This window comes from Streptomyces aquilus, from assembly GCF_003955715.1.
GTDB classification, from domain to species: domain Bacteria; phylum Actinomycetota; class Actinomycetes; order Streptomycetales; family Streptomycetaceae; genus Streptomyces; species Streptomyces aquilus.
Genome location: NZ_CP034463.1, coordinates 10,299,188 through 10,318,469, shown reverse-complemented (window position 1 = coordinate 10,318,469; position 19,282 = coordinate 10,299,188). Strand labels below are relative to the sequence as shown.

The window sequence follows — 19,282 nt, the reverse complement described above, 5'->3', positions numbered from 1 at the left end:
GCTCACGCTCACTCGTTCATGCCGGTCCGGGGGAAGCGGGTCGGCGGCGGTCCCGCCAGGTGGGAGTGGTCGTGGCGGTGAGCCGGTGGGTCATGACGTCGGTCATCGACCAGCGGATCCAGGACGCGGAACTGGCGGGCAGGGTCTCGTAGTCGCGGGCCAGGCGGCGGTGCAGCATGAGTGTGCCGAAGGTCTGCTCGACGATCCACCGCTTCGGTGACGGGGCGAACCCCTTCGCCTGCGGGTCACGCGATACCACCTCGACGTCGATGCCCAGCGACCTGCCGTGCTCGATGACGGCGTTCTTGAACCCGGCATCGACCCAGCTCTTCACCACGCCGGGGTTGTCGGCGGCCACCTTGTCCAGCAGCGTGATTCCGACGGCGTTGTCGTGCACGCTCGCGGCGACCACGATCACGGCGATGAGCAGACCGAGTACATCGGTGGCGATGCCCCGCTTGCGGCCCCGGCTCTTCTTGCCCGGGTCCAGCCCGGTCGTCTCCTTGGGGGCGTTGACCGAGGCGTGCACGGTCTGGGAGTCCATGACGACCGCGGACGGGTCCTCGCGCCGGCCCTTCGACTCGCGGACCTGCCAGCGCAGCAGATCGTGGATGGTCTGGTCGGTGCCGTCATCGCGCCACAGCCCGAAGTAGTAGTACACCGCGGTGTACGGCGGGAAGTCGTGCGGCAGGTAACGCCACTGGCAGCCGACCCGGGCCTGATACAGGATCGCGTTCACGATCTCCCGCATCTCGTATCGGCCCTGATGACCGCTGACCGAGCGGTGCTGTCCCTTCCAGGCCGTGATGACCGGCCGGATCAACTCCCATGCCTCATCCGACAGATCACTCGGGTACGGCTGCCGCTCAGCCACGTCTCCAGCACACCGCAGAAGCCGTCAACCGCAACCCCTCAAACCGGACAACCAGACACGACGACTCGCAGAACACCCACTCAGATAGGCCAGTCCCCCAAGCCGCTTGCGCGGCTGTCGGGGCGCACCCCATCACGGCCTCGGTGGAAGCACGGGCCGACGCTGCATTGAGAGTCTGAGCAGGTGTCACCGTGCTCACACCGCCTGATCGTTGACCAGGAATGAGAACAGCGTGGCGCGGTGCGAGGGGCAGAACTCTCACTGTTTTGTGAGAGATGCGAGAGCGCTTTACAGGCCGATCCAGGCAGCCATGTGGTTGAGGCTGTCCGGGGTCCGGCGGGACAGGTGCACCAGGCCGGTGATAGTCTCCCTCGCCGCCGGGTGATAGCGGGTCTGCTCCGGAGCAACGCGACGGGCTTCAAGCAGCGACATCAGCGCGCCGTCGGCGTGTCCCGTCTCCATCTGGGTGCGTGCCTGGTCGATCAGGAAATGAGCTCGCCGGGAAGTAGCCAGCTGCGGCGGCAGCTTCTTTCCGATCTTGTGGGCTTTGGTGAGGGCGTCGTCGTAGGCGTGCATCTCCACGGCCGCGGACATCTCGTGCAGGTCCACGTTGGTCGGGCCGAAGCTGAGCCAGTGGATCTCGCCGGCGTCACCGAGCTTTCCCGCGATGCGGCGCGCCTCGCCGATGTGGACCTGGACGGCGGCGGCGTCTTCAGCACGTGCGGAGATCACTGAGGCACCCAGGTGCAGCTGTCCTGTGACGGCCAACGCCTCGCGGGTCGTGCCGTCCTGGCCCACCACGCTCTGGCCAGAAGCGATCAGCCTCTGGCCGATCCGGTACTCGCCCTCGCGGAAGTAGACCAGGGCCCGCATGTACTGGCGCACCGCGGCCAGGCAGGGGTCGGAGGCCCGTTGCGCCGCCCAATCCATCCGGTCCAGGGCAACAGCCGACAGGTCGTAGTAGCCGAGCTTCACACTGATGTCGTGCGCGGTGCGGTAGCACGAGGCAAGGGCCTGCCACAACGCGGTCGAAGGCGTCGACCACGCCGTGTGCGTCAGCTCGGCAATGATGCCCGGAAGAGCGCGGGCAGCCGTCCGCAAGTGCGCGGCACGGACCTGTGCGCACAGTTGGTCCGCACCGGCGACGAGCTGGCCGGCCGGCCGTGCAGTCACGTCCGGGTTCGGGCCGAGGTCATACAGGTCGAGAGCTTCACGGATCGGCCGCACGAGTTCGGCCAGCCGGTCCCGCTGGAGCTGCGTCACGTACGGCTGGCCGGTCAGCACGGTCACGTCAATGTTGAGCGTCTTCGCACACGCCGCCACAAAGTCGGCCGTCGCCGGGCGCGCACCGCACTCCACCTGGGTGAGGTAGCTGTAGGAGTAGGGCAACCGGGCAGCGAACTGCCGCTGCGTGAGCCGGGCCAGCCTGCGCTGCTCCCTGATCCGTGCGCCCGTGTGGTTCTCGTCCGGTGTGGGCATTCTGCTCTCCGTTCAAAGCACCCACTGGGAACACTACCCGCGCCCGACTCCCCTCCGGGCGGGCACCGTTGCATGTGGTCGTATAGAGCCATGACGACGACTCGTGTGCTCTACCTGTTCGGCAGCGCCGCCCCTCCCGTCTTCGACGTCGCGCAGGTGATCCACAACGCGCACGAGCGCGGCTTCGACGTGTGCCTCGGTCTCACCCCCACCGCCGCACGCTGGCTGGCCCCGCAACTCGCCGAGCTGGAGCGCTTGACCGGGCATCCCGTGCGCAGCGAGTACAAGCTGCCCGGCGAACCGGACGTGTGGCCGACAGCGGACGTGATCGCGGTCGCGCCGGCCACCTTCAACACGATCAACTCATGGGCGCTCGGCCTCACCCACGACTTCGTGGTGGGCGTCGCCGCCGAAGCCATCGGCAAGAACATTCCGACCGTGACCATGCCCTGCGTCAACGCTGCATACGTACAGCATCACGGGTTCGAACGCAGCGTCGCCGAGCTTCGCGCGATGGGCGTTGGGGTCCTGTACGGCAAGGACGGCTTCATCCCCAACCAGCCAGGCCAAGGCAAACCCAAGGAGTACCCCTGGCACCTCCTCCTCGACGCAGCCGAACACGCCTCACCCCCGAGCTAACACCTGCTCCCCAAGTGCAGCAGGGGCAGCCCGCTCATCCACGGCAAGGAGCCACTCAATCTCTCGTCATGGGCCGTAACCCATGGGATGGCCCGACAACGGCCTCGCCCATACCGCCGCCTTCGTCAAGGAAAGGTCCACCCCCTCCTCTGACCACAAGCCACAGCCCGACTACTACCGGCCGCGGCGAGCAACACATCGGCCAGGCGCTCCGCAGCGTCCGGGCACCTGTGGGAAGGAGCTCACTCGGCCATGACTGCGTCGTTGAGGACCTGTCAGCAACGGCGCCGCCGCGCCCGCAGTGGCTCTGGGAATTCCTCGCCGGTGAGCGCAACCACGGCCCCAGCATCGACGCGGCGCCATGCGTTGTGAGACCTGACCTCCTTGCCGGCCGCAGGTGGCGAGCGGCGTGAACCCGCCTGGTTCTCTCGGCACGATCCGCTCCGCGATCATCCCGGCCGCTTGCTCTTGGCTGTTGTCCTGCGCACGCTGCAGGTGCTGTGGACACTGGCGGAGTGACAGATAACTCCATTTCTTTTGTAGCCAACCTCATCACCGTGTTCTTCGCCCTGGCGATCGGCACCCGTCTCGGCTACATCGTCGCAGCTCGCGGAACAGCGCACCACATCGATCTGATAGACCGGCACTTCGAGAACAGCCGTCGGCTCTTCGAACACCAACAAGATATTCAGCGGCAGACCGACGCGCACAGGAGGTCGCGTGAGGAGCTGAAAGACAGCTATGAAGCACTCGGTATCTGGCTTCACCGCCTGGGCCAGACCCTCGACGAGATTTACTTTGGGGCCGTGTCGGACAAGCAGCCGATGCGGGACAAAGCCGAAGCACTCATCAGCGTCCGACCCTGGGAAGTCGTCTCACCGCCAACCAGCACAGCCGCAGCCGCGTTCTACTGGAGTCCGGAGGTGCTGCGGAAGATTCGCGAGCTGCAGGGTCCTTACGCACAGTTCGTCGCACACATACGGCTGACCATGCTGCCGACCGAGTCCGACGACGCCCCGGCATCATCCCGGCCCGAACAGGGGTGCTGGCAGCAGTGGCAGGAACTGCAGTCCCTCATCGCGAGCATCAAGAGCCAGGCACGCGCGGACCTGATGCCCACCTCGCCGACTGTCAACGAACGCTGATGAACATCAGGGCGTACGAGCCCGCCTGCGCATCTTGGGAAGAATCCGCCTTCGCGCCTGTGACGTCGGCTCGTGCACGGCCTCCACATACAAAGGGGTCGCCACCACCAGCCGGTGAACCCACCGCGGACGATCAATGTCCATCAACACAATGGCATGCCCTCGCAGACGTCCCCGAGTAGACGGCGGGTGCTCTCGCTGAATCCAGCCGTGCACCCCGAACGCGGCGTCTTCGATGAGCACTTCGCTGCGGCGATGGGGCATCAGATCATTGAGGAACTCGGGAATCACGTTCAGTCCGCGGTCCTCACGACGCTCAACCTCGAGAATCAGATCGTGCAGCCACGTGGTATCCGAGCCCATCCGGCCTCGCCCGCACACCTGCGTACGCAGATGCTGCACCGAGCCGCACAACATGAGCCCCAGGTCGCGCGGCTGGCCAGCCGTCCCCGCAGGAACCTGCCCGACGAACAAAGCAACGTCCTCGGGCGGTGTGCCACTGTCTTCGTGAACGGCTACTTGAGCCATGTCCAGATCGAAACTGACCCACTGATTCACCTGCAAGTTTCGGGTCGTAAACGGCACCGGGCTGAACCGCCGCTCGATGCTGCTCCGGGCCTTCTCCACTAACGCGTGCCCGGCGATTGGCTCAGCCGCCTCATCCCAGCTCCGGCTTCCCGACACCTCGATCAACGGCGGAACCTTCAACGAGGCCTGCAGACCCTGCTGCACGGAGACAGGCCGGATACCAAGCCGCCCGTAGATTTTGCGCTCAGAGACATAGACCAAATCCACAGCAATCCCCCACTACCCGCCCTGACGACTCGGTGAAGCCCTCGGCTTCAGAGGTCGTTCTCACACAAGCAGGCTCGCATAAAGGATCTACACAAGGGTGACGAAGGAGGGAATCGGTAGGATGAACGCGCCCTGACGGTCTGTCGGACACGGACGCACCACCATGGTCGCCCGCCACCTCTGCTTCGTACCACGAGGTTTCCTTGGAATCGCTCTTCGACGTGGAGCTCACGCAGGATCAGCGCAGCCTCCTCGACGCGATCGCCCATATGTGGCTCGCCCGCGGCGAGTAGCCGCAATGGGACATCGTCCAGTACCAGTTCGACATGCGCGGCCAGGACGCCGACGCCATCTTCCACTCACTGCCGCGCATCGGCGTCCAGGCGCCGTATGCCGCTGGCTACGGCTTCACCGTCCCCATGCGCGCCCCCATCAACGGCACTGACCGGGTTCGGCTGACTCTGGCCTCCGCCCTCAAGCTCACTGAGGTGTGGATGACGGCGGGGCAGTCGTTCGTGAAGGTCCTCCGTCACATGATCGACCTCTACACCAGTCGGCCCATGCACTTCGAGGTGGTCCCCACCGTCAGGTTGCGCTCCGACGCGCTGGCAACTGCACTCCCCGAGCTCACGCCATGGTTCATCAAAGTGCTGCCCGAGATCCTCTTCGTGGAGACGCCAGATCCGCCCGATGGAGCGCGCCGGGTCCGTCCCTTCGACCATGCCAGTTCCACACCCGGGAGGGGCACCTTCGCGTGGGTCGTCAGCACCGCGAGGACGTCGACGGCGAAGCTGCTCGGGCTCGGCTCGTTCATCTCCAACGCCCCAAGGCGCGCCGACGTCCAGGCCCCGCCGCTGCAGCCGAGGAAGGACGCGCCGACAGAGGACGTCGCGGACTGCTGGCACAGGGGGGGGCAGCACCGTAGTCGTGTCACCGCTTCCCCACCAGTGCAACGATGCACAGTTGGGCGATCGAGCTGTGTTACGAAAGCGGCGAGTAGCACCGGCCGGCGATCTGACCTGCACGTTTCATGCCTGCCTGATCATGTGTAACATTGGTTGACGTCGGGCATTCTTGTGCCCTAGTCAAGCTTCGAGCCCGCCTACTGGCGGGCTTTTCGCTTTCCTCAACTCATCCGGGCTCCCAGCTTCACGCTGGGGGCCTTTCGTCATTTTCAGGGCCGGAGGCTCTCATCGTGTTCCCTACTCAGCTCCTCCATACCAGCACCCTGATCGTGCTGGCAGCCCTCGTGCCGGTCATCGCGGCTATTGTGGTCTTCGGTGTCATCGCAGTCATGGTCGTACGGCGCCTGAACGGGGCCGACTTGGTCTCGACCCTGGAAGTCACGGGCCGCACCCTGGTTGCACTGCTGCCGAGCCGCAAAGCCCAGGGGGTGTTGACCGGTGCTCCATCGGGTTCGGCCTCGGAAGGAGAACAGCGATGAGCCGGCCGTCGACCTTCCGTGATCCGACGTCGCGTCATGCGGACGAACGGTGGCTGGATCGGGCGCTGAACGAACTGCATCCGTGCGACAGGGAGATCTTGCTCGCCTACGTGGGCGGGGCCAGCCGTACTCAGCTGTCTCTGGCGATCACCGCGACGAGAGAAGTCGACCAGCGACTCGACATGGTGCTGGGCACCATTCTGCAGCAGCTGCGCACCTCATCTGCGGTAGAGGGCTTGCGTGAAGATTACGCAGCAGAGCACGGTCCACGGCATTCGCTCATGATGCGCGCAGCAATGGAGGCACAGGACCGCGTGCCTCGGTGCGCACACTGCCGCAAGCCGATGCTGGAGCCGACCGCGACAGGCCGACCTCGCCGCTACTGCGGCAACGCATGCAAGCAAGCGGCTTACCGGATCCGCAAAACCGCGCCCTCAGGATCTGCTCCCCCACCAGGGGAAAACCTGTTTCCTGTGCGTGATCTCTTCGCCGCTGCCTGGGCTCTGCCGAAGGTAGGCGACGTGCCGCTCGCGGATCCCGAACTGATGAGGGAGGCACGTCAACGATGGCGGGAGCGCCACCTCACCTTCAGGAGGTACGGCACAGCGGGGCTGGTGCGAGACCAAGATGCGGACCGCCGGGAAGGAGTGCAGGCGATGCGCCGAATGGCCTCCGGACGTAACCGCGTGGGTGGCGCGCCTCGCTACAGCAGCCAATTGCACGGCCAGCGCAGCCGACGTAGGCGTCGTACGACGGCAAGCAGGTGTTTCCCTCGCAGAGACGCCTCCAGCTCGCTGTCCTTCGGGAGCGCGGGAGATGTGATGATGCCGTGGCCCGTACGATGCCTGTCATGCATCACCTCTGTGATTGACCAGCGATCGTTCCGTGGCCCTCCGTAGGCCGCGGGACACAAACGACGTCATTCCGGTCGTTCGTCCCGGTCATCGTTCGGGACGTCACACTGCTGGAGTCACTGGTGCTCTTCGCTCGACGCCGCCCTCACGCAAGTCTCGTCGCGCTCCTGCGCGACAACGCCGACTTCCGACGCCTCTTCTGTGCTTCCGCTCTCAGCCTGACTGGTGGCTGGTTCACTTCGTCGCCCTCAGCAGCTTCGTCTACCGCCATAGGGACTGCTGCGTGATCAGGTGACAGCGGGATTTATGCAGCCAGGGCTGCGGGTGGGGTCATGATGGTCTCGTACTCGATGGGGGTCAAACGGGCCAGGCGTCTTTGGCGTCGACGGCGGTGGTAATTGCGCTCGATCCAGGTCACGATCGCGATCCGCAACTCCTGTCGAATGGACCAGACTTGGCGATCCAGGACGTTCTTCTGCAGCAGCGCGAAGAAGCTCTCCATCGCCGCGTTGTCGCCGGCTGCCCCGACCTTTCCCATCGAGCCGGCCATGCCGTGGTGGGTGAGAACGGCGACGAATTTCCGTGAACGGAACTGCGATCCACGATCCGAATGCACGATGCATCCGGCGACCTGGCCGCGGCGGGCGATGGCAGACTCCAGCGCGGTCACCGCGAGGCGGGACTTCATCCTTGCGTCGATGGAGTAGCCCACGATGCGGCCCGAGAACACGTCCTTGACCGCACAGAGATACAGCTTGCCCTCGCCGGTGGGGTGCTCGGTGATGTCGGTCAGCCACAGTCGGTTCGGCGCCTGGGCGGTGAAGTCGCGCTGCACCCGGTCGTTGTGAACCGGCGGCCCCGCCTTGGCGTTCTTGCCGCGGCCCTTGCGCTTGCCGAACACGCTCCACCAGCGGTTGTCCCGGCAGATCCGCCAGGCGGTCCGCTCAGCCATCGCCTCGCCTGCGGCGCGGGCCTCGTCGACGAGGAAGCGGTGGCCGAACTCCGGGTCGTCGCGGTGCGCGTTGAACAGGGCGTTGGCCCGGTAGGCCTCGGTCAGTTCGGTGTCGGTGACCGGGGACCTCAGCCACCGGTAGTAGGGCTGACGGGCCAGCCCGAGCACCCGGCACGTCACCGCCACCGGCACACGACGAGGGGCGACGGCGGCGGCCAGCTCGCGGACGAGCGGGTACATCATTTTGCCGGCAGATTCGCCTGCGACAGATACGCCGCGGCCCGGCGCAGTACCTCGTTCTCCTGCTCCAGCAGCCTGATCCGCTTGCGGGCCTCGGCCAGCTCAGCCAACTCACTCCTTGCGGAGCCAGGACCGGCGGCCGGGCCCGGCTCGCCGCGTTCCTCAGCCGCCGCGCGTCGGATCCACTTCGTCAATGAGGCCGGGTGGACGCCGAAATCAGCGGCGACTTGCTCCAGGGTGACGCCGGGCTCGCGGTTGCGCGCGACCCGCACGACGTCCTCGCGGAACTCCTTCGGATACGGCTTGGGCATTGCGACATCCTTCCAGCCCGCCCCTCAGCGAGCCAGATCAGGGTCACCCAACCCTGCAGCAGTCCCTACATCCTTTCCGCTGCCTACACGCGCGCGACAACGGTCGAACAGAGCTTCCTGGAAGCCTTCAAGGCTTCCATGGCTCGCAGCAACAGTGCGTTCGACTCACAAGCGAACTGCACTGTCACCTGTGCAGAACGGCGGGACGCTGAACTACAAGCACTCCGCGACCTGGAACCGCCGTGAGCAGGTATGTGAGCGACCTGTAACGGTGACCGTGGCGTGGCAGGCTCGCTGGCCGCGTCCGGCACGTGCAGGCCCTGCTCAGCCCACACCTACCCGGTCACGGCTTTTGCACCACGCTTTAACCGCTGACCATGCGTTGAGGACTGTTCACGATGGTGATCGCGGCTTCGAGGGCGGAATCGACCTCGATGTCGGGGTGAGTCATCGTGCCGTTCCAACTCCGGCCTCTGCGGAGCCATGCTGTCCGCAGACCGGCCTGTGCTCCCCCGAAGATGTCCTCAACCGGTGCATCACCGACCATCCACCCGGCCAGTTCAACACCGCAGCGGCGGGCCGCCTCTTCGAAGATCCTTCGATCCGGCTTGCCTACGCCGACGTCCTCCGCCACGCACAGCGCGTCGATCAACGGCGTCAGCCCCGAGCGGGCGAGTTTCTGGCTCGTCCTCGTGTTCGATCCGTTGGTCACCACGCCGATCTTCCAGCCGGCATCGCGTAGCAGGGTCAGGGCCTGAATCGACTCCTGTTCTGTTCCGTAGCACGAGGGGTAGCTGACCGCGTACCACTCGCGCATCTCACCATCGGTCATGTGGACCCCGGGGAGAGTGCGCACCACTGCCAGGAACTCGTCCCGCGGCCTGGTGCCCTTTTGGTCGGCGTCGACGATGGCCTCAACGGCGCCTTCGGGCATGCCTTCGCGGCGGGCGAGCAACCGCGCCCAGCGCCGGATGGCGGCAGAGCGGCTGACCAGCGTGTCATCGAAGTCGAACAGAGCCAGCATCAGGTCAGCTCTGTCCCTGCCGCAGTGATCCGGAGACGCGGAGTACGCGGTTGGCGAGGAAGCGGCGCTTGCCGAACAGCTGGGTCGCCCCGGGGTGGTCGACCTGGCTGAGTTCGTCGGAGCCACGGCAGGCGAAGACCACACTGCGCCGCGAGAATGCCGAGGTGTTGCGCCCCACGCTGTGGAAACACAGGCAGTTGAGGAGCAGGATGCCACCGGCGGGCATTTCGACCGGCAGCTCCTGGCCGATCAAGTGCTGGTACTGGTCGTGTTCGTCGGCCCAGTTGCCCCCGCCGCCGCCGGACTGGGGGCCGGCATACGGCAGACGGTGGGATGCCGGAACGACCGTGGTGCAGCCGTTGGCGATGGTGGCCGGCTCGAGGTAGAAGAAGACGGCGACGAGTGGCTGTGACCACTGCTGAATGTCGCGGTGCAGCCGGAACGGAATGTCACCTGGGCCGTTCAGCGTTGCATGATTGTGCCTGGCGTGCACCACGTCGACAGCTGGCCCGAGGACTTGCCGCAACGCCGCTGCAACGCACTCGTGGCGCAGCGCTTCCAGGAAGACAGGGTCTCTTTCCAGCAGATCATCGAGTCGGCAGGGCGTTCCTGTGTCGTTGACACGGTAGGGCGGGACGCCGCGAGCGAAATGATCATCGATCACCGTGCGCATGCGGCTCACCAGATCGGGAGGCAGACGATCAGGGAGTTTCGCGTAGCCGGTCGCTTCGAAGAAGCGGGCCAGGTCTGTCATGATCCCCTCCCGTTAGCGATCTCGCGGGTTTCCTCGTTCGTCCACATCCCTTCGAATTGGCTTCGAAAGCGTGCGTACCACAACGCGTCGGTCGCCCGTGCCACGAGGAAGCCCGGACGCCAGGACGATGGCTGTCGCCACGACCAGAACCAGATGTAGACGTGCGCCCGCTCGTCGTCCGCGTCGAAGAAGTACGCCGTGAAGGGCGGCATGATGTCGTAGGCGCGCAGCTGCAGGCTGTCGGCCGGGGCCGCTGCCGCTGCTCTGATCGATGTCAGGGTGGCGATGGCGCTGCGGTGTTGATGGCGGACGTCTTCGGCCGATGCCTTGGGCGTGGAGCTGCGGCGGTTTGCGTCAAGGACCGCTTGGCCCTCCGGATCCTGCATGAGGACGCGGACCTGGCCGCCCGACCTGAGGATGCGGCCGATCTCGTCGGAGTAGGTGACAGCCATCCGGTTGTGGCCGAAGCCGCACATGTCGACGGTGCGGGCATGTTTCCAGGACGCCGCGAACCGAGGGCTGTTGTGCACGTAGTTTTCGATGAACACGCCACCGGCCGTGGTCGGTGCATGTCCGTTCGGCTGGGCCGGTTCGATCACCGTGTCGAAATCGGACGGCGGCACCGGCTCGCTCTCGGCAGCGGGGCGGGCCCGCATGAGCAGCTGCAACAGCGCGAGGTCGGCCTGGTGTCGTACGTTGCGCGAACTGCCGATCCACTCGTGCGCCAGCGCGAAGTCTTCGACTCGTTCGAGCCAGTTGAAGTCACCGAATGCGCCGTCGATGTTGAAACTGAGCCTCAACAGCTCCCGCTCACGCGGCGGTGCCCTCTCGATGAGCTTCTTGAGGTTGTCCAGCCCCTGGGTGAGCTGGCTATCGGTGTCGTCTTCGATACACAGCACCCGGCGCTTGACGAACTCGGACAGGTAGTAAAGATCACCGGGGCTGGCGATGCCCCTGCCGTGGCGCAGACGTTGCAGGCTGTCGAAGTCGTCGCGCAGGCCCTGAGCCCTTGCCAGCGTCGCCACGGTGACCCTCATGAGCATACGTTACGCCGCAGAGGCGGTGTCCACTGGTGTCCAGAGCGTTCCAATGCACGCCGTCTGAAGGGCTGTTGGCCCTTTTCGGGGCCGAACAGGATCTCCCTGTCACTGTCAGTTCAGCAGATGCGGAGATCCCTCCATGCTCCCAGCACCCCGCGGCCACCGGCTCGCGCGCATCCCCGAGCCTCAGCCCATCGTGGTCACGACGACTCCGTGCATCCCCGCCTCCGGCCGACCGTGCGGCTGCGGCGCGCCCCACTGCTGCGAGGGGGGCGCGGCCGGCCGCACCCGAGGCCGGCCGCAGCGCGCATCGCGCATGCCCCGCCGCCTGCTGCACGAGGCGCTCTGGGCGGCCGTAGCCGGCGCGGCGTACACGTGCGGTGCCACCGGCACGGGCACGGTTTTGTACTGGTTCATCCACCGTTAGGGGAACGGGGTGCGCCGGTGCCTGCAGTCCGCCGCCGCGATGTCCGGGCTGCAGGCACAGTCGAGGAGGGCGCGCACTCCGCGTATGAGCGCGGACTGGCCGAACGCCAGCTTGGAAGACAGCAGTTGGTCATCCGATTGCGAGGACGGCGGTTCTTTCGTGACCGGCCGTCGTGTCGGCGACGCACCTTCGTCGAGCAGGTCGACGGGCTGTAGCGGGCGGTAGGGACGCGGGCCGTGAGCTGACACCGCTGGGGCTCTGAATCCGTTGGCCACCACGGCAAGTCCGACGAGGGCGTTCGAGCCTACGCAGATCATGGTCCAGAGCTGCGGCTCGTTCACGGGGAACGGCAGATCCGTCAGGGGCCACTCGCGCTGGAGCAACGCCGTGCGGTGTCTTTGTGTTCGCCGATGCCGAAGGAAATCTGTACCGGGGTCATGATCCCCAGTGTGCCGTCCGCGCTCGAGAAGACGCGGCGCCGTTGCGCTCAGACGGTGCTTTGCACGGAGGTGTGCGGGCGGGCCGCGCGCTGGGCGCGCGGCCTCACCGCTGACCGGGCGCACCCCAAATGCGCTGCGGTCCGGGTTCCGTGCACGGCGTTGTCCGAGGTGCCCAGATCCTGCGACCAGGGTGTCCCAGGCTGGCCGCAGGAAGCAACTCGAAACCTGGACACGGGCGGGACAGCGTTGTTCTGCCTCGTGCCGACTAGCCGGAGGAGGCCTTTGAACAGGGAGAACGCATCGGAGTCCTGTTCTGGACACAGTTGGGACAATGCCTTGAACTCTAGGTTCCGGGTGGTGTTGAGGGGGGCGGGTCCGGCAGGATCTGGGATGTGTGCAGCGGCGGGCTGGCCCCAAACCTCCCGTCGGCAGTGGCACACATGTCCGAGGTGCATCAAGGGAGTTCACGCATGAGTAAGGCTCTGCTGTGTGTCGGGGACGGCGCTCCGGTGCCGCGTCACCTGTCCGATGTCGTGATGGTCGTTGCCGTGCTGATCGTGGTGGTCGGCACGCTGGGTTCGGCGGCGGCCTGGCAGGACGCGGCGCAGGTACTCGTCACCGAGACAGTGGCCGCGGTAGTGGCCGCGATGGTGGTGGCCGTGGTGAAGCCGTCGGCGCACGACCGCATGTGACGGCTGGTTGATGTCATGGCGGGGCGACGGGAGAAGGAGCTTGTTGCCCGGGTGCCGGAAATGGCGGAGGTGGCGCGCTGGCTGCGGCAGTCGCGCCACCTGTCGGGCCTCACGTACGAAGACCTCGTACAGGCTACGGGCTTCAGCAGGGGCAGACTCAACCGGGCAGCCCACGGCTGGCGCTCCCCCTGGCCGGTGGTCGAGGCGTTCACCCGGGCCTGCGGCACGGACGTAGCCGAGGCCAGACAGCTCTGGCTGAAGGCGAAGGCCGCCCTTGAGGGGATCGACCAGGGCCCCGATGTGATCTCCATCGGGCAGGTGGGCACTTTCGAGGAATTGCGCGAAGCGATGAACCGCCTGCGCGCCCTGGCAGGTTCGCCGAGCCTGCGTGAGCTGGAAGATCGGGCTGGAAAGAGGCTGACGCGGAGCACCTTGAGCAATGTCCTGAGCGGAGCGGTGAATCCCCGCCGGAACCTGGTGGTGATGTTCGCCGAGATCGTGGGGGTAGGACGCAGTGAGGCAGCAGCCTGGGCAGCTGCCTGGGAGCGTGCCGACACCAACTCTCGTGCCGCACGGGCTCGTACGGCACGAGACCTCAAGGCCCCGGCGAAGCCGTTGATGTTGGTGCCTGCTCCGGCCGCGCTGGCCGCGTTGGCCGACATCCCGCTGGCCGAGTGGGCGGCTGTGGCCGAGTTGGTGGACGCCGTGATGAAAGGCAGCACAGGGGCGGGGCAGCACCCTGCGGTCACGGTCGGATTCCAGCACGATCCGGACTCCCCCGGCCACGAGACGATCACCGTCTCGTGCCGGCACACCGGTATGGACCGCGACACCATCAGCAAGGCTTTCCTGGCAAGTTGGACCGGCGGGACGCAGGACCAGGACATCTTCGGCCTGGGCTTTGTCGTGGCGTGTCTGCAGCTGGGTGCGCACATCACGCTGCGCACCGCCCGGGCAGGCGATACGGCATGGACCGTCCTCACCTTCGATCTGGCCTCCCTTACCGCCGGCTCCCCCTGGCACGCGCTCATCGGCGCGGAACCCAAAGCAGCGGCGGAGGACCAGGGCACGTTCATCACCATCAAAGCCCTGCGCGACCCCTGGCCGCCGGGCAGGCAGAACCGTCTGCGGCATCAGCTGGGAGACATTTACAGCTACCTGCTGCGCAAGGAGCAGGTACAGCTGACCGTGTCTGACCGGCCGGTGGCTCCCCGCATGCCGTGCATCTGGGGCGAGAACCGCGTTGTCCAGCGGCGCGAGGGCAACATCGCGGCCGTGCAGCGCCTCGACATCGTGCTGGCCACGCGGTATCGCTGCCGGAACTGCCGTCACACCAGTCCGCTTGGCTCACCGCATTGTCTGCAGTGCCAGGGAACACAGCTCGAGTTGACGGAACAACGCGTATGGGGCTGGCTGGGCGTTCAGCGCTATCTGCACGGCAGTGACTACGGCCTCGACTTCTATCGCAACGGCCGCAAGGTTCTCGTCAGGGACAAAGGCCTGTTCTTCTTCGAGGATGGCCCTGACCGCTCCATGGTGGAGTATCCGGTGGACGGGCCCGCGAAGGGCAGGCTGGTCGGTGAGATCCACTGTGACCACGTGCCCGTCAACTTCACCAAGACGGCATTCGATTACGACAGCCCGGAATGGCGTGCGGTCGTCCATGCCGTGCGCGGCCCCGGCCCTCTTGCTCCCCGGCACGCCCAGCGGTTGGGATACGCGCCCAACACCAGTCCCCTGGCCACCCTCTTCCGCGCCTTCCGCAGGAACGATCCCGGTCTGCGGAACCTGATCCCCGGAGACGGAGCAAAGGCCCTGCACGATGAAGCCGCCGCATGGGCGGAGCGTTTCCGCAAAGGAGATCCTGCCTATCAAAGCGACGACAAGTGGTACGAGGCCGCCCTCGCACACGACACGCCGCGTCCCGCCGTCGTTGCGGCCGCCGACGACCGTATCGATCTGGTGAGCCTGTCCCCCGAGGACTTGGACGATCTCGTCCACCGCCTCTGCATGGAGCTGCACGGCACTACTGAAGGCGGCCCCCGCGAGTTGATCGGACCAGGGCCAGCAACCACTGTCTTGCGTGACAGGCCCACCACCGGCGAACGGTGGGTGCTTCAGTGCCGGCGCAACCGGCACGTCGTGCCTCTGGAGACGGTTCACGCCCTGGCCGGGCAGATGCTGGACGTGCAGGCCAGCCGGGGCATCCTGGTCACCACCAGCTGGTTCGGGGCAAGCAGCCATGCGTTCGCCCAACGCAGCGGCCGCATCGATCTGGTGGACGGCCGAACTCTGAAAGCCCTTCTGCGTGAACACCTCGGCATCGAGGCCCGGCTCGGACTTGGCCGTCTTCCGCCTGAGTGGAATCCGGGAGACATTGCCTGAGCATCCCGGCTCTCGCTGCCAGCCGTACGGCTGGCAGCGTCGTTCGCGAAGGCCATCGCTGCTTCGGCTGTGCCTGTCCCTGGTCGACTGAACCAGTCGCGGAGCGCGCCGCGCGCGGGCGCTGTCGTGCCGCGATCGGAAATAACCCGAATCTGCCTGCCTGTTCGCTACTCGGGGGCTAAAGTCGCGTTTCAGGCCCGGGTCGCCGCTCGTAGCGATGGCACGAGCTGCAACAGACTTCCACGCTGTCCGGGGATGCGGTCGTACCGTGCCCACCAGCAGCTTTCTTCTCACTGCGGCGGGCTTCGGCTTGCCGCGCATCGTTGGAGCTCCTCCATGACAGCCGTCCAGGCCACCCCATCTGCGCTGCCCCGCGACTTCTTCTGCGAGCACTCCGCCAGCAAAAGCCGCGTTCTCGTTCTGCTGGCACACCCTGACGGGCCCTCCAGCCTGCAGGCCGTCATGACCTGCAAGGATGCGCTCGTGGCCCAGCATGCCGCGCTCCTCCTCTCCCTCGCTGCCCGCAACGGGATCCTCACCGCGCCGCAGCAGAACACGGCGGGCAAACTGCTCACTGTGCTGCCGGATGCTCCTGCTGCCTCCTTCCGTCAAGCTCTCGACCAGGCACGCGCGGGGGTGTGGCCCGCCGGCTCGCCGGGGTTCACCTGGCCTTCCGACGACCCGTTCGACTGGGTGCAGGAGAGCGGCACGGAAGAGGCACTTCCCGTTTCCGCTATCCGCACCCCGAGGGACGCTCGGCTCGCCGACCTGCCCGGTCCGGTGATTCGCGTGGTCCAGTTGCGCGAGTTCCACGTCTACGACCAGGCCAAGGCACTCACGGCAGCGGCCGCCAGCGGCTGGGAGCCTGCGCCGCAGGAGGAGCTCACCCAGGAGGATCCGCACGACCTGACCGGCGCTGTCATGTTCGCTGCCGAGACCACGGGTGACCTGCCGGGCGCGGACTGCCTGAACGACACGCAGGAAGGTCAACTGCTGCTGTCTGCTCAGGGAGACGAGGTCGCCGACTGGTCGGCTGAGCCGGTCCGCGTCGATTTCGGCTCGGGCTGGCGCCTGCACCGGACCAATCGCTCCGGCACCGCCTCGAGCACGGGCGCTGTGCCCGAGAGCGACCAGGAGCAGCCGGACTTCGCCGCTCTCTTCGCGCTGCCCGCGGCGTGCGACTGCGAGGAGGAGGACTGCCGCAAGTGCGACTGGACGCTCACGCCGCGCACGGCCGAGCTGCTGTACAGCGCGCTGGTCGAGCTTGCTGAGTCGGCTTACGACGATGCCGCCGAGTTGGGTGATCGTCCCGTCATCAAGGACGATGACGGTGCCTGGGGCTTCTTCTCCCGTCTTCCGCAGGTGACCTGGCGCCAGAACGCGCAGTGGCGGCGCGGCCTGGCCCGGGCCTGCGACGATCTGGCAGGCGACCTCGCGAGCGGCAGATGGCCCCGGCCCGTCTGCGCGGCGGAGGAGATGGTCTTGCATCTCGCCCTCGACGATGCCCTCGAGCATCTGGAAGCCGGTGACGGCAGTCCGCATGCGGCACTGCCCACGCACCGCGACGACTATGACTTCGACGCCTGCTCGGATTTCTTCTTCCAGGACCACGATGTGCTGTGGCTGTACGACAGCAAGTACAGCGAAGACGCCGGAGAAGCCGAGGGCAGGGAGCCTGTCGGCGTCCCGCCCGCCTTGCACCCGGACAACTGGTTCGAAGACTTCCTCAACGTCCCTGCGCGCTCCCCAGAGCGCGGATACCGCCGCTGAACCGCAGGCACGGCTCTTGGCATCAGCCGATGTCGTGAACCCTTCGCCTTCTGCACTCACATCGCCACGGGCTGGCGCCCGGACCTGCAACAGAGAGCACCTGGATGAACGTGAGCACGCAGCCCGTATGGGCTGAAGAGAGATACGAGCGCAACAAGGTCCGCCAGCTGCTGGTCCCCGGCGGCACACTACAGGCCACCGACGAGGCCGGGGCGCTACAAGTTTCCAACGTCTACGGCAGCTGGCCCGCGGTACGCACGCCAGCGGAAGCGGCCGACGGGCTGACCGCCGTGCTGCCCGGCTCTTCCGGCCAGGAGGTGCACTGGCAGGGCAGCCGCATGGCGCACCCGCCGCAGGCGGTGGTGGAGTCGTATCGGGATGCCATCGGCTTTGGGTGCGGATCCTTTGAAGTGACCGTCGGGATCAAGCGGTGAGGCCGTAGTTCTGCGGGTCGGGGCTGGGGTAGAGGCGTTGATGTTCACGCACCGCGTGGTAGCGCCAGTAGTCCTCGAAGTCGCCGTTCGTGATCAGTGCGCGGAGTTGGAGGACGGCTTCGGCGCCGTCGAGTCCCCAGCGGGCGCCGGTGATGTCAAGGCGGTCGGCGATGAGGTGGCGGCAGGCGCCTTCGACGGCGCCGGTGGCGATTGGCCAGCCAGCCGTGAGGGCGGTGTCGTAGTGGAGCTGGTCGAGGTGACCGGTGAGATAGCGAGCGCAGGTGGTGACGGCGTCGCAGCGGGTTGCGGGAAGCTGTTCTGCTGCGGCCTGGGCGGTCATCTCGGTGGCGGCGCGGTCGGCGTGTCCGGCGAGGATCGCGGTGAGTTTGTCTGCGGCCCAGGTCTCGGCCTCGCGGCTGCCGACCGGATGGAAGGCATGCGCGTCCGTCCACGTGTACTCGGCGACGTGCACGAAGTCGAGCAGGATATTCAGGTGAATGCCGCGGCGGTCGGCTTCGGCCTGGATCAGGTCGAGTTGGTGGCGGGCGCCGTCGACGAGGACGAGCCAGTCCCGCAGATGCCGGGGGTCGCGGGCCTCGGCCTGGTCGAAGGCGTCGGCGACGACCAGTTCTGGAGAGTGCATCACCGAGGCGGTGCACCATTTGCGCTCCGCTTTCGGGCCCTGTCGTGGCGGCCGGGTTTCGCTTCGGCCACCGGGCGGGTGGACGATATCGTGCGGCCGACGTGGGGCCGGAACGACATCGAAGACGCAGGCCACCGTCGCCATGCGTTTGCGGTTGGGCTTCTCGCCCGGGGCCAGGCGTCCGCGTCGCCCGGCCGCCGCGCTCTTGGCCGCGGCTCGGCGGGTGGCTTCGCGCAGGGCTTCGGGGCGCATCACCACGCCCTTGCCGTCGATCTCGATGACCAGCGGCATCTCGCGGGTGCACGGGGTGGGGATCTTCGCCGTGTAGTAGGCGGCGATGTCGACCGCGGAGGCGACCACCAGTTCTTTGAGGCGGCGCTTGCCCAGCACCTTCCCACATCGTCGCTCGATTGCAGCGGCAGCCTGGTCGAACGAGCCTCTCACGGCTTCCAGGACCGCGAGCCGGGCAAGGCCGCGTGAGTGCCGGCCCGCGGGCAGCGACAGCTTCTCGTCTGCTGGGTGCACGTTGGCAACGCCTCGGCCACGATGGGCGATCCGGGTCACCCGAACTGGCCCGAACACGCACGTCAGTAGGCGGCGGTGACCCATCTCTCGCCAGGTTCGAGGCTGTCCTTCCGGACCGAGTACCAGGGGCTGCCCTCGGTCCGCTCGCATCGTGTCCTCCTCCTTCCTGGCTCGCTGATCGAGGTGGTTCTGCATCAAATGCCGCAGCAGTTCGCGCCCTAACTCTTCGAGCTGGGCTTCGAGTTCGTCGTGAGACAAGTCTGCTGCCGGGCCGTCGGCCAGCGTCGAGATGAGGCGTTCGAAGGCATCACGGGAGGCGGAGTATGGATCAGGCTCGGGTAAGGCATCGTACGGTTCCATCGAGGGCTCTTCTTCGGGAGTGATTCGTTTTGGTTGGCACCTACGAATCTACGGA

At 66.6% G+C, this 19,282-nt stretch carries 17 protein-coding genes; 9 read left to right on the top strand and 8 right to left on the bottom strand.

Features of this window, described 5'->3' with window-relative positions:
* Positions 1-16: 16 nt before the first annotated feature.
* Both EJC51_RS47145 and EJC51_RS47140 read right to left on the bottom strand, forming a co-directional pair.
* Positions 17-874, bottom strand: coding sequence for an IS5 family transposase (locus EJC51_RS47145; RefSeq protein WP_126269134.1), 858 nt, complete (start codon positions 872-874; stop codon positions 17-19).
* A 288-nt stretch (positions 875-1,162) separates the two neighbouring features.
* Positions 1,163-2,353, bottom strand: a complete 1,191-nt coding sequence (locus tag EJC51_RS47140; RefSeq protein WP_126269148.1) for a helix-turn-helix domain-containing protein — start codon at positions 2,351-2,353, stop codon at positions 1,163-1,165.
* 90 nt (positions 2,354-2,443) lie between these two features.
* Between EJC51_RS47140 and EJC51_RS47135 the strand changes: the two genes are divergently transcribed.
* Both EJC51_RS47135 and EJC51_RS47130 read left to right on the top strand, forming a co-directional pair.
* Positions 2,444-2,992, top strand: a complete 549-nt coding sequence (locus EJC51_RS47135) for a flavoprotein (protein WP_126269149.1) — start codon at positions 2,444-2,446, stop codon at positions 2,990-2,992.
* A gap of 515 nt (positions 2,993-3,507) precedes the next feature.
* Complete coding sequence (locus EJC51_RS47130) at positions 3,508-4,137, top strand: hypothetical protein (protein WP_126269150.1); 630 nt, start codon at positions 3,508-3,510, stop codon at positions 4,135-4,137.
* Between the two features lie 6 nt (positions 4,138-4,143).
* On the opposite strand, the gene EJC51_RS47125 is transcribed toward EJC51_RS47130, so the two are convergent.
* Positions 4,144-4,932 carry an SAVMC3_10250 family protein gene (locus tag EJC51_RS47125; RefSeq protein WP_126269151.1) on the bottom strand — a complete coding sequence of 263 codons (789 nt, stop codon included), beginning with the start codon at positions 4,930-4,932 and terminating at the stop codon, positions 4,144-4,146.
* Between the two features lie 326 nt (positions 4,933-5,258).
* On the opposite strand from EJC51_RS47125, the gene EJC51_RS47120 reads away from it, so the two are divergent.
* Together EJC51_RS47120 and EJC51_RS47115 are read left to right on the top strand one after the other, a co-directional pair.
* A complete protein-coding gene (locus EJC51_RS47120; RefSeq protein WP_126269152.1) occupies positions 5,259-5,984 on the top strand; it encodes a hypothetical protein in 726 nt (241 codons plus the stop codon).
* Between the two features lie 143 nt (positions 5,985-6,127).
* Complete coding sequence (locus tag EJC51_RS47115; RefSeq protein ID WP_126269153.1) at positions 6,128-6,376, top strand: hypothetical protein; 249 nt, start codon at positions 6,128-6,130, stop codon at positions 6,374-6,376.
* Positions 6,377-7,534: 1,158 nt separating this feature from the next.
* Here the strand turns inward: EJC51_RS47115 and EJC51_RS47110 are convergent.
* The 4 genes from EJC51_RS47110 to EJC51_RS47095 all read right to left on the bottom strand — a co-directional run bounded on the left by EJC51_RS47110 (position 7,535) and on the right by EJC51_RS47095 (position 11,548).
* Positions 7,535-8,733, bottom strand: a protein-coding gene (locus EJC51_RS47110) for an IS3 family transposase (RefSeq protein WP_126269154.1) whose coding sequence is annotated in 2 segments (ribosomal slippage) — positions 7,535-8,428 and positions 8,431-8,733 — 1,197 coding nt in all. Because the reading frame shifts where the segments join, the coding sequence is not laid out codon by codon here.
* 364 nt (positions 8,734-9,097) lie between these two features.
* On the bottom strand, positions 9,098-9,757 hold the full coding sequence (locus tag EJC51_RS47105; RefSeq protein ID WP_126269155.1) for an HAD family hydrolase: 660 nt from the start codon (positions 9,755-9,757) through the stop codon (positions 9,098-9,100).
* 4 nt (positions 9,758-9,761) lie between these two features.
* A complete protein-coding gene (locus EJC51_RS47100) occupies positions 9,762-10,511 on the bottom strand; it encodes a phytanoyl-CoA dioxygenase family protein (RefSeq protein ID WP_126269156.1) in 750 nt (249 codons plus the stop codon).
* Positions 10,508-11,548 carry a DUF5919 domain-containing protein gene (locus EJC51_RS47095; protein ID WP_126269157.1) on the bottom strand — a complete coding sequence of 347 codons (1,041 nt, stop codon included), beginning with the start codon at positions 11,546-11,548 and terminating at the stop codon, positions 10,508-10,510. The genes EJC51_RS47100 and EJC51_RS47095 overlap by 4 nt, the downstream gene beginning before the upstream one ends.
* Before the next feature lie 142 nt (positions 11,549-11,690).
* On the opposite strand from EJC51_RS47095, the gene EJC51_RS47090 reads away from it, so the two are divergent.
* The 5 genes from EJC51_RS47090 (at position 11,691) to EJC51_RS47070 (ending at position 17,699) form a co-directional block, all read left to right on the top strand.
* Positions 11,691-11,978: a hypothetical protein gene (locus EJC51_RS47090; RefSeq protein WP_126269158.1), complete on the top strand. Its 288-nt coding sequence runs from the start codon at positions 11,691-11,693 to the stop codon at positions 11,976-11,978.
* A 910-nt stretch (positions 11,979-12,888) separates the two neighbouring features.
* Positions 12,889-13,110, top strand: a complete 222-nt coding sequence (locus EJC51_RS47085) for a hypothetical protein (protein WP_126269159.1) — start codon at positions 12,889-12,891, stop codon at positions 13,108-13,110.
* A gap of 15 nt (positions 13,111-13,125) precedes the next feature.
* Positions 13,126-15,495, top strand: coding sequence for a restriction endonuclease (locus EJC51_RS47080; RefSeq protein WP_126269160.1), 2,370 nt, complete (start codon positions 13,126-13,128; stop codon positions 15,493-15,495).
* 336 nt (positions 15,496-15,831) lie between these two features.
* Entirely contained in the window at positions 15,832-17,265 is a 1,434-nt protein-coding gene (locus tag EJC51_RS47075) for a hypothetical protein (protein WP_126269161.1), read from the top strand.
* 104 nt (positions 17,266-17,369) lie between these two features.
* Positions 17,370-17,699, top strand: coding sequence for a hypothetical protein (locus EJC51_RS47070; RefSeq protein WP_126269162.1), 330 nt, complete (start codon positions 17,370-17,372; stop codon positions 17,697-17,699).
* On the opposite strand, the gene EJC51_RS47065 is transcribed toward EJC51_RS47070, so the two are convergent.
* Positions 17,689-19,227 carry an ISKra4 family transposase gene (locus EJC51_RS47065; protein ID WP_126269163.1) on the bottom strand — a complete coding sequence of 513 codons (1,539 nt, stop codon included), beginning with the start codon at positions 19,225-19,227 and terminating at the stop codon, positions 17,689-17,691. The two genes, EJC51_RS47070 and EJC51_RS47065, sit on opposite strands and share 11 nt — an antisense overlap.
* Positions 19,228-19,282: the final 55 nt, after the last annotated feature.

Excerpts from the sequence above, each read along its gene's own strand:
- EJC51_RS47140 (WP_126269148.1), bottom strand. The coding sequence starts at position 2,353 with ATGCCCACACCGGACGAGAACCACACGGGCGCACGGATCAGGGAGCAG.
- EJC51_RS47135 (WP_126269149.1), top strand. The coding sequence starts at position 2,444 with ATGACGACGACTCGTGTGCTCTACCTGTTCGGCAGCGCCGCCCCTCCC.
- EJC51_RS47120 (WP_126269152.1), top strand. The coding sequence starts at position 5,259 with ATGCGCGGCCAGGACGCCGACGCCATCTTCCACTCACTGCCGCGCATC.
- EJC51_RS47105 (WP_126269155.1), bottom strand. The coding sequence starts at position 9,757 with ATGCTGGCTCTGTTCGACTTCGATGACACGCTGGTCAGCCGCTCTGCC.
- EJC51_RS47100 (WP_126269156.1), bottom strand. The coding sequence starts at position 10,511 with ATGACAGACCTGGCCCGCTTCTTCGAAGCGACCGGCTACGCGAAACTC.
- EJC51_RS47095 (WP_126269157.1), bottom strand. The coding sequence starts at position 11,548 with ATGAGGGTCACCGTGGCGACGCTGGCAAGGGCTCAGGGCCTGCGCGAC.
- EJC51_RS47090 (WP_126269158.1), top strand. The coding sequence starts at position 11,691 with ATGCTCCCAGCACCCCGCGGCCACCGGCTCGCGCGCATCCCCGAGCCT.
- EJC51_RS47085 (WP_126269159.1), top strand. The coding sequence starts at position 12,889 with ATGAGTAAGGCTCTGCTGTGTGTCGGGGACGGCGCTCCGGTGCCGCGT.
- EJC51_RS47080 (WP_126269160.1), top strand. The coding sequence starts at position 13,126 with ATGGCGGGGCGACGGGAGAAGGAGCTTGTTGCCCGGGTGCCGGAAATG.
- EJC51_RS47075 (WP_126269161.1), top strand. The coding sequence starts at position 15,832 with ATGACAGCCGTCCAGGCCACCCCATCTGCGCTGCCCCGCGACTTCTTC.
- EJC51_RS47070 (WP_126269162.1), top strand. The coding sequence starts at position 17,370 with ATGAACGTGAGCACGCAGCCCGTATGGGCTGAAGAGAGATACGAGCGC.
- EJC51_RS47065 (WP_126269163.1), bottom strand. The coding sequence starts at position 19,227 with ATGGAACCGTACGATGCCTTACCCGAGCCTGATCCATACTCCGCCTCC.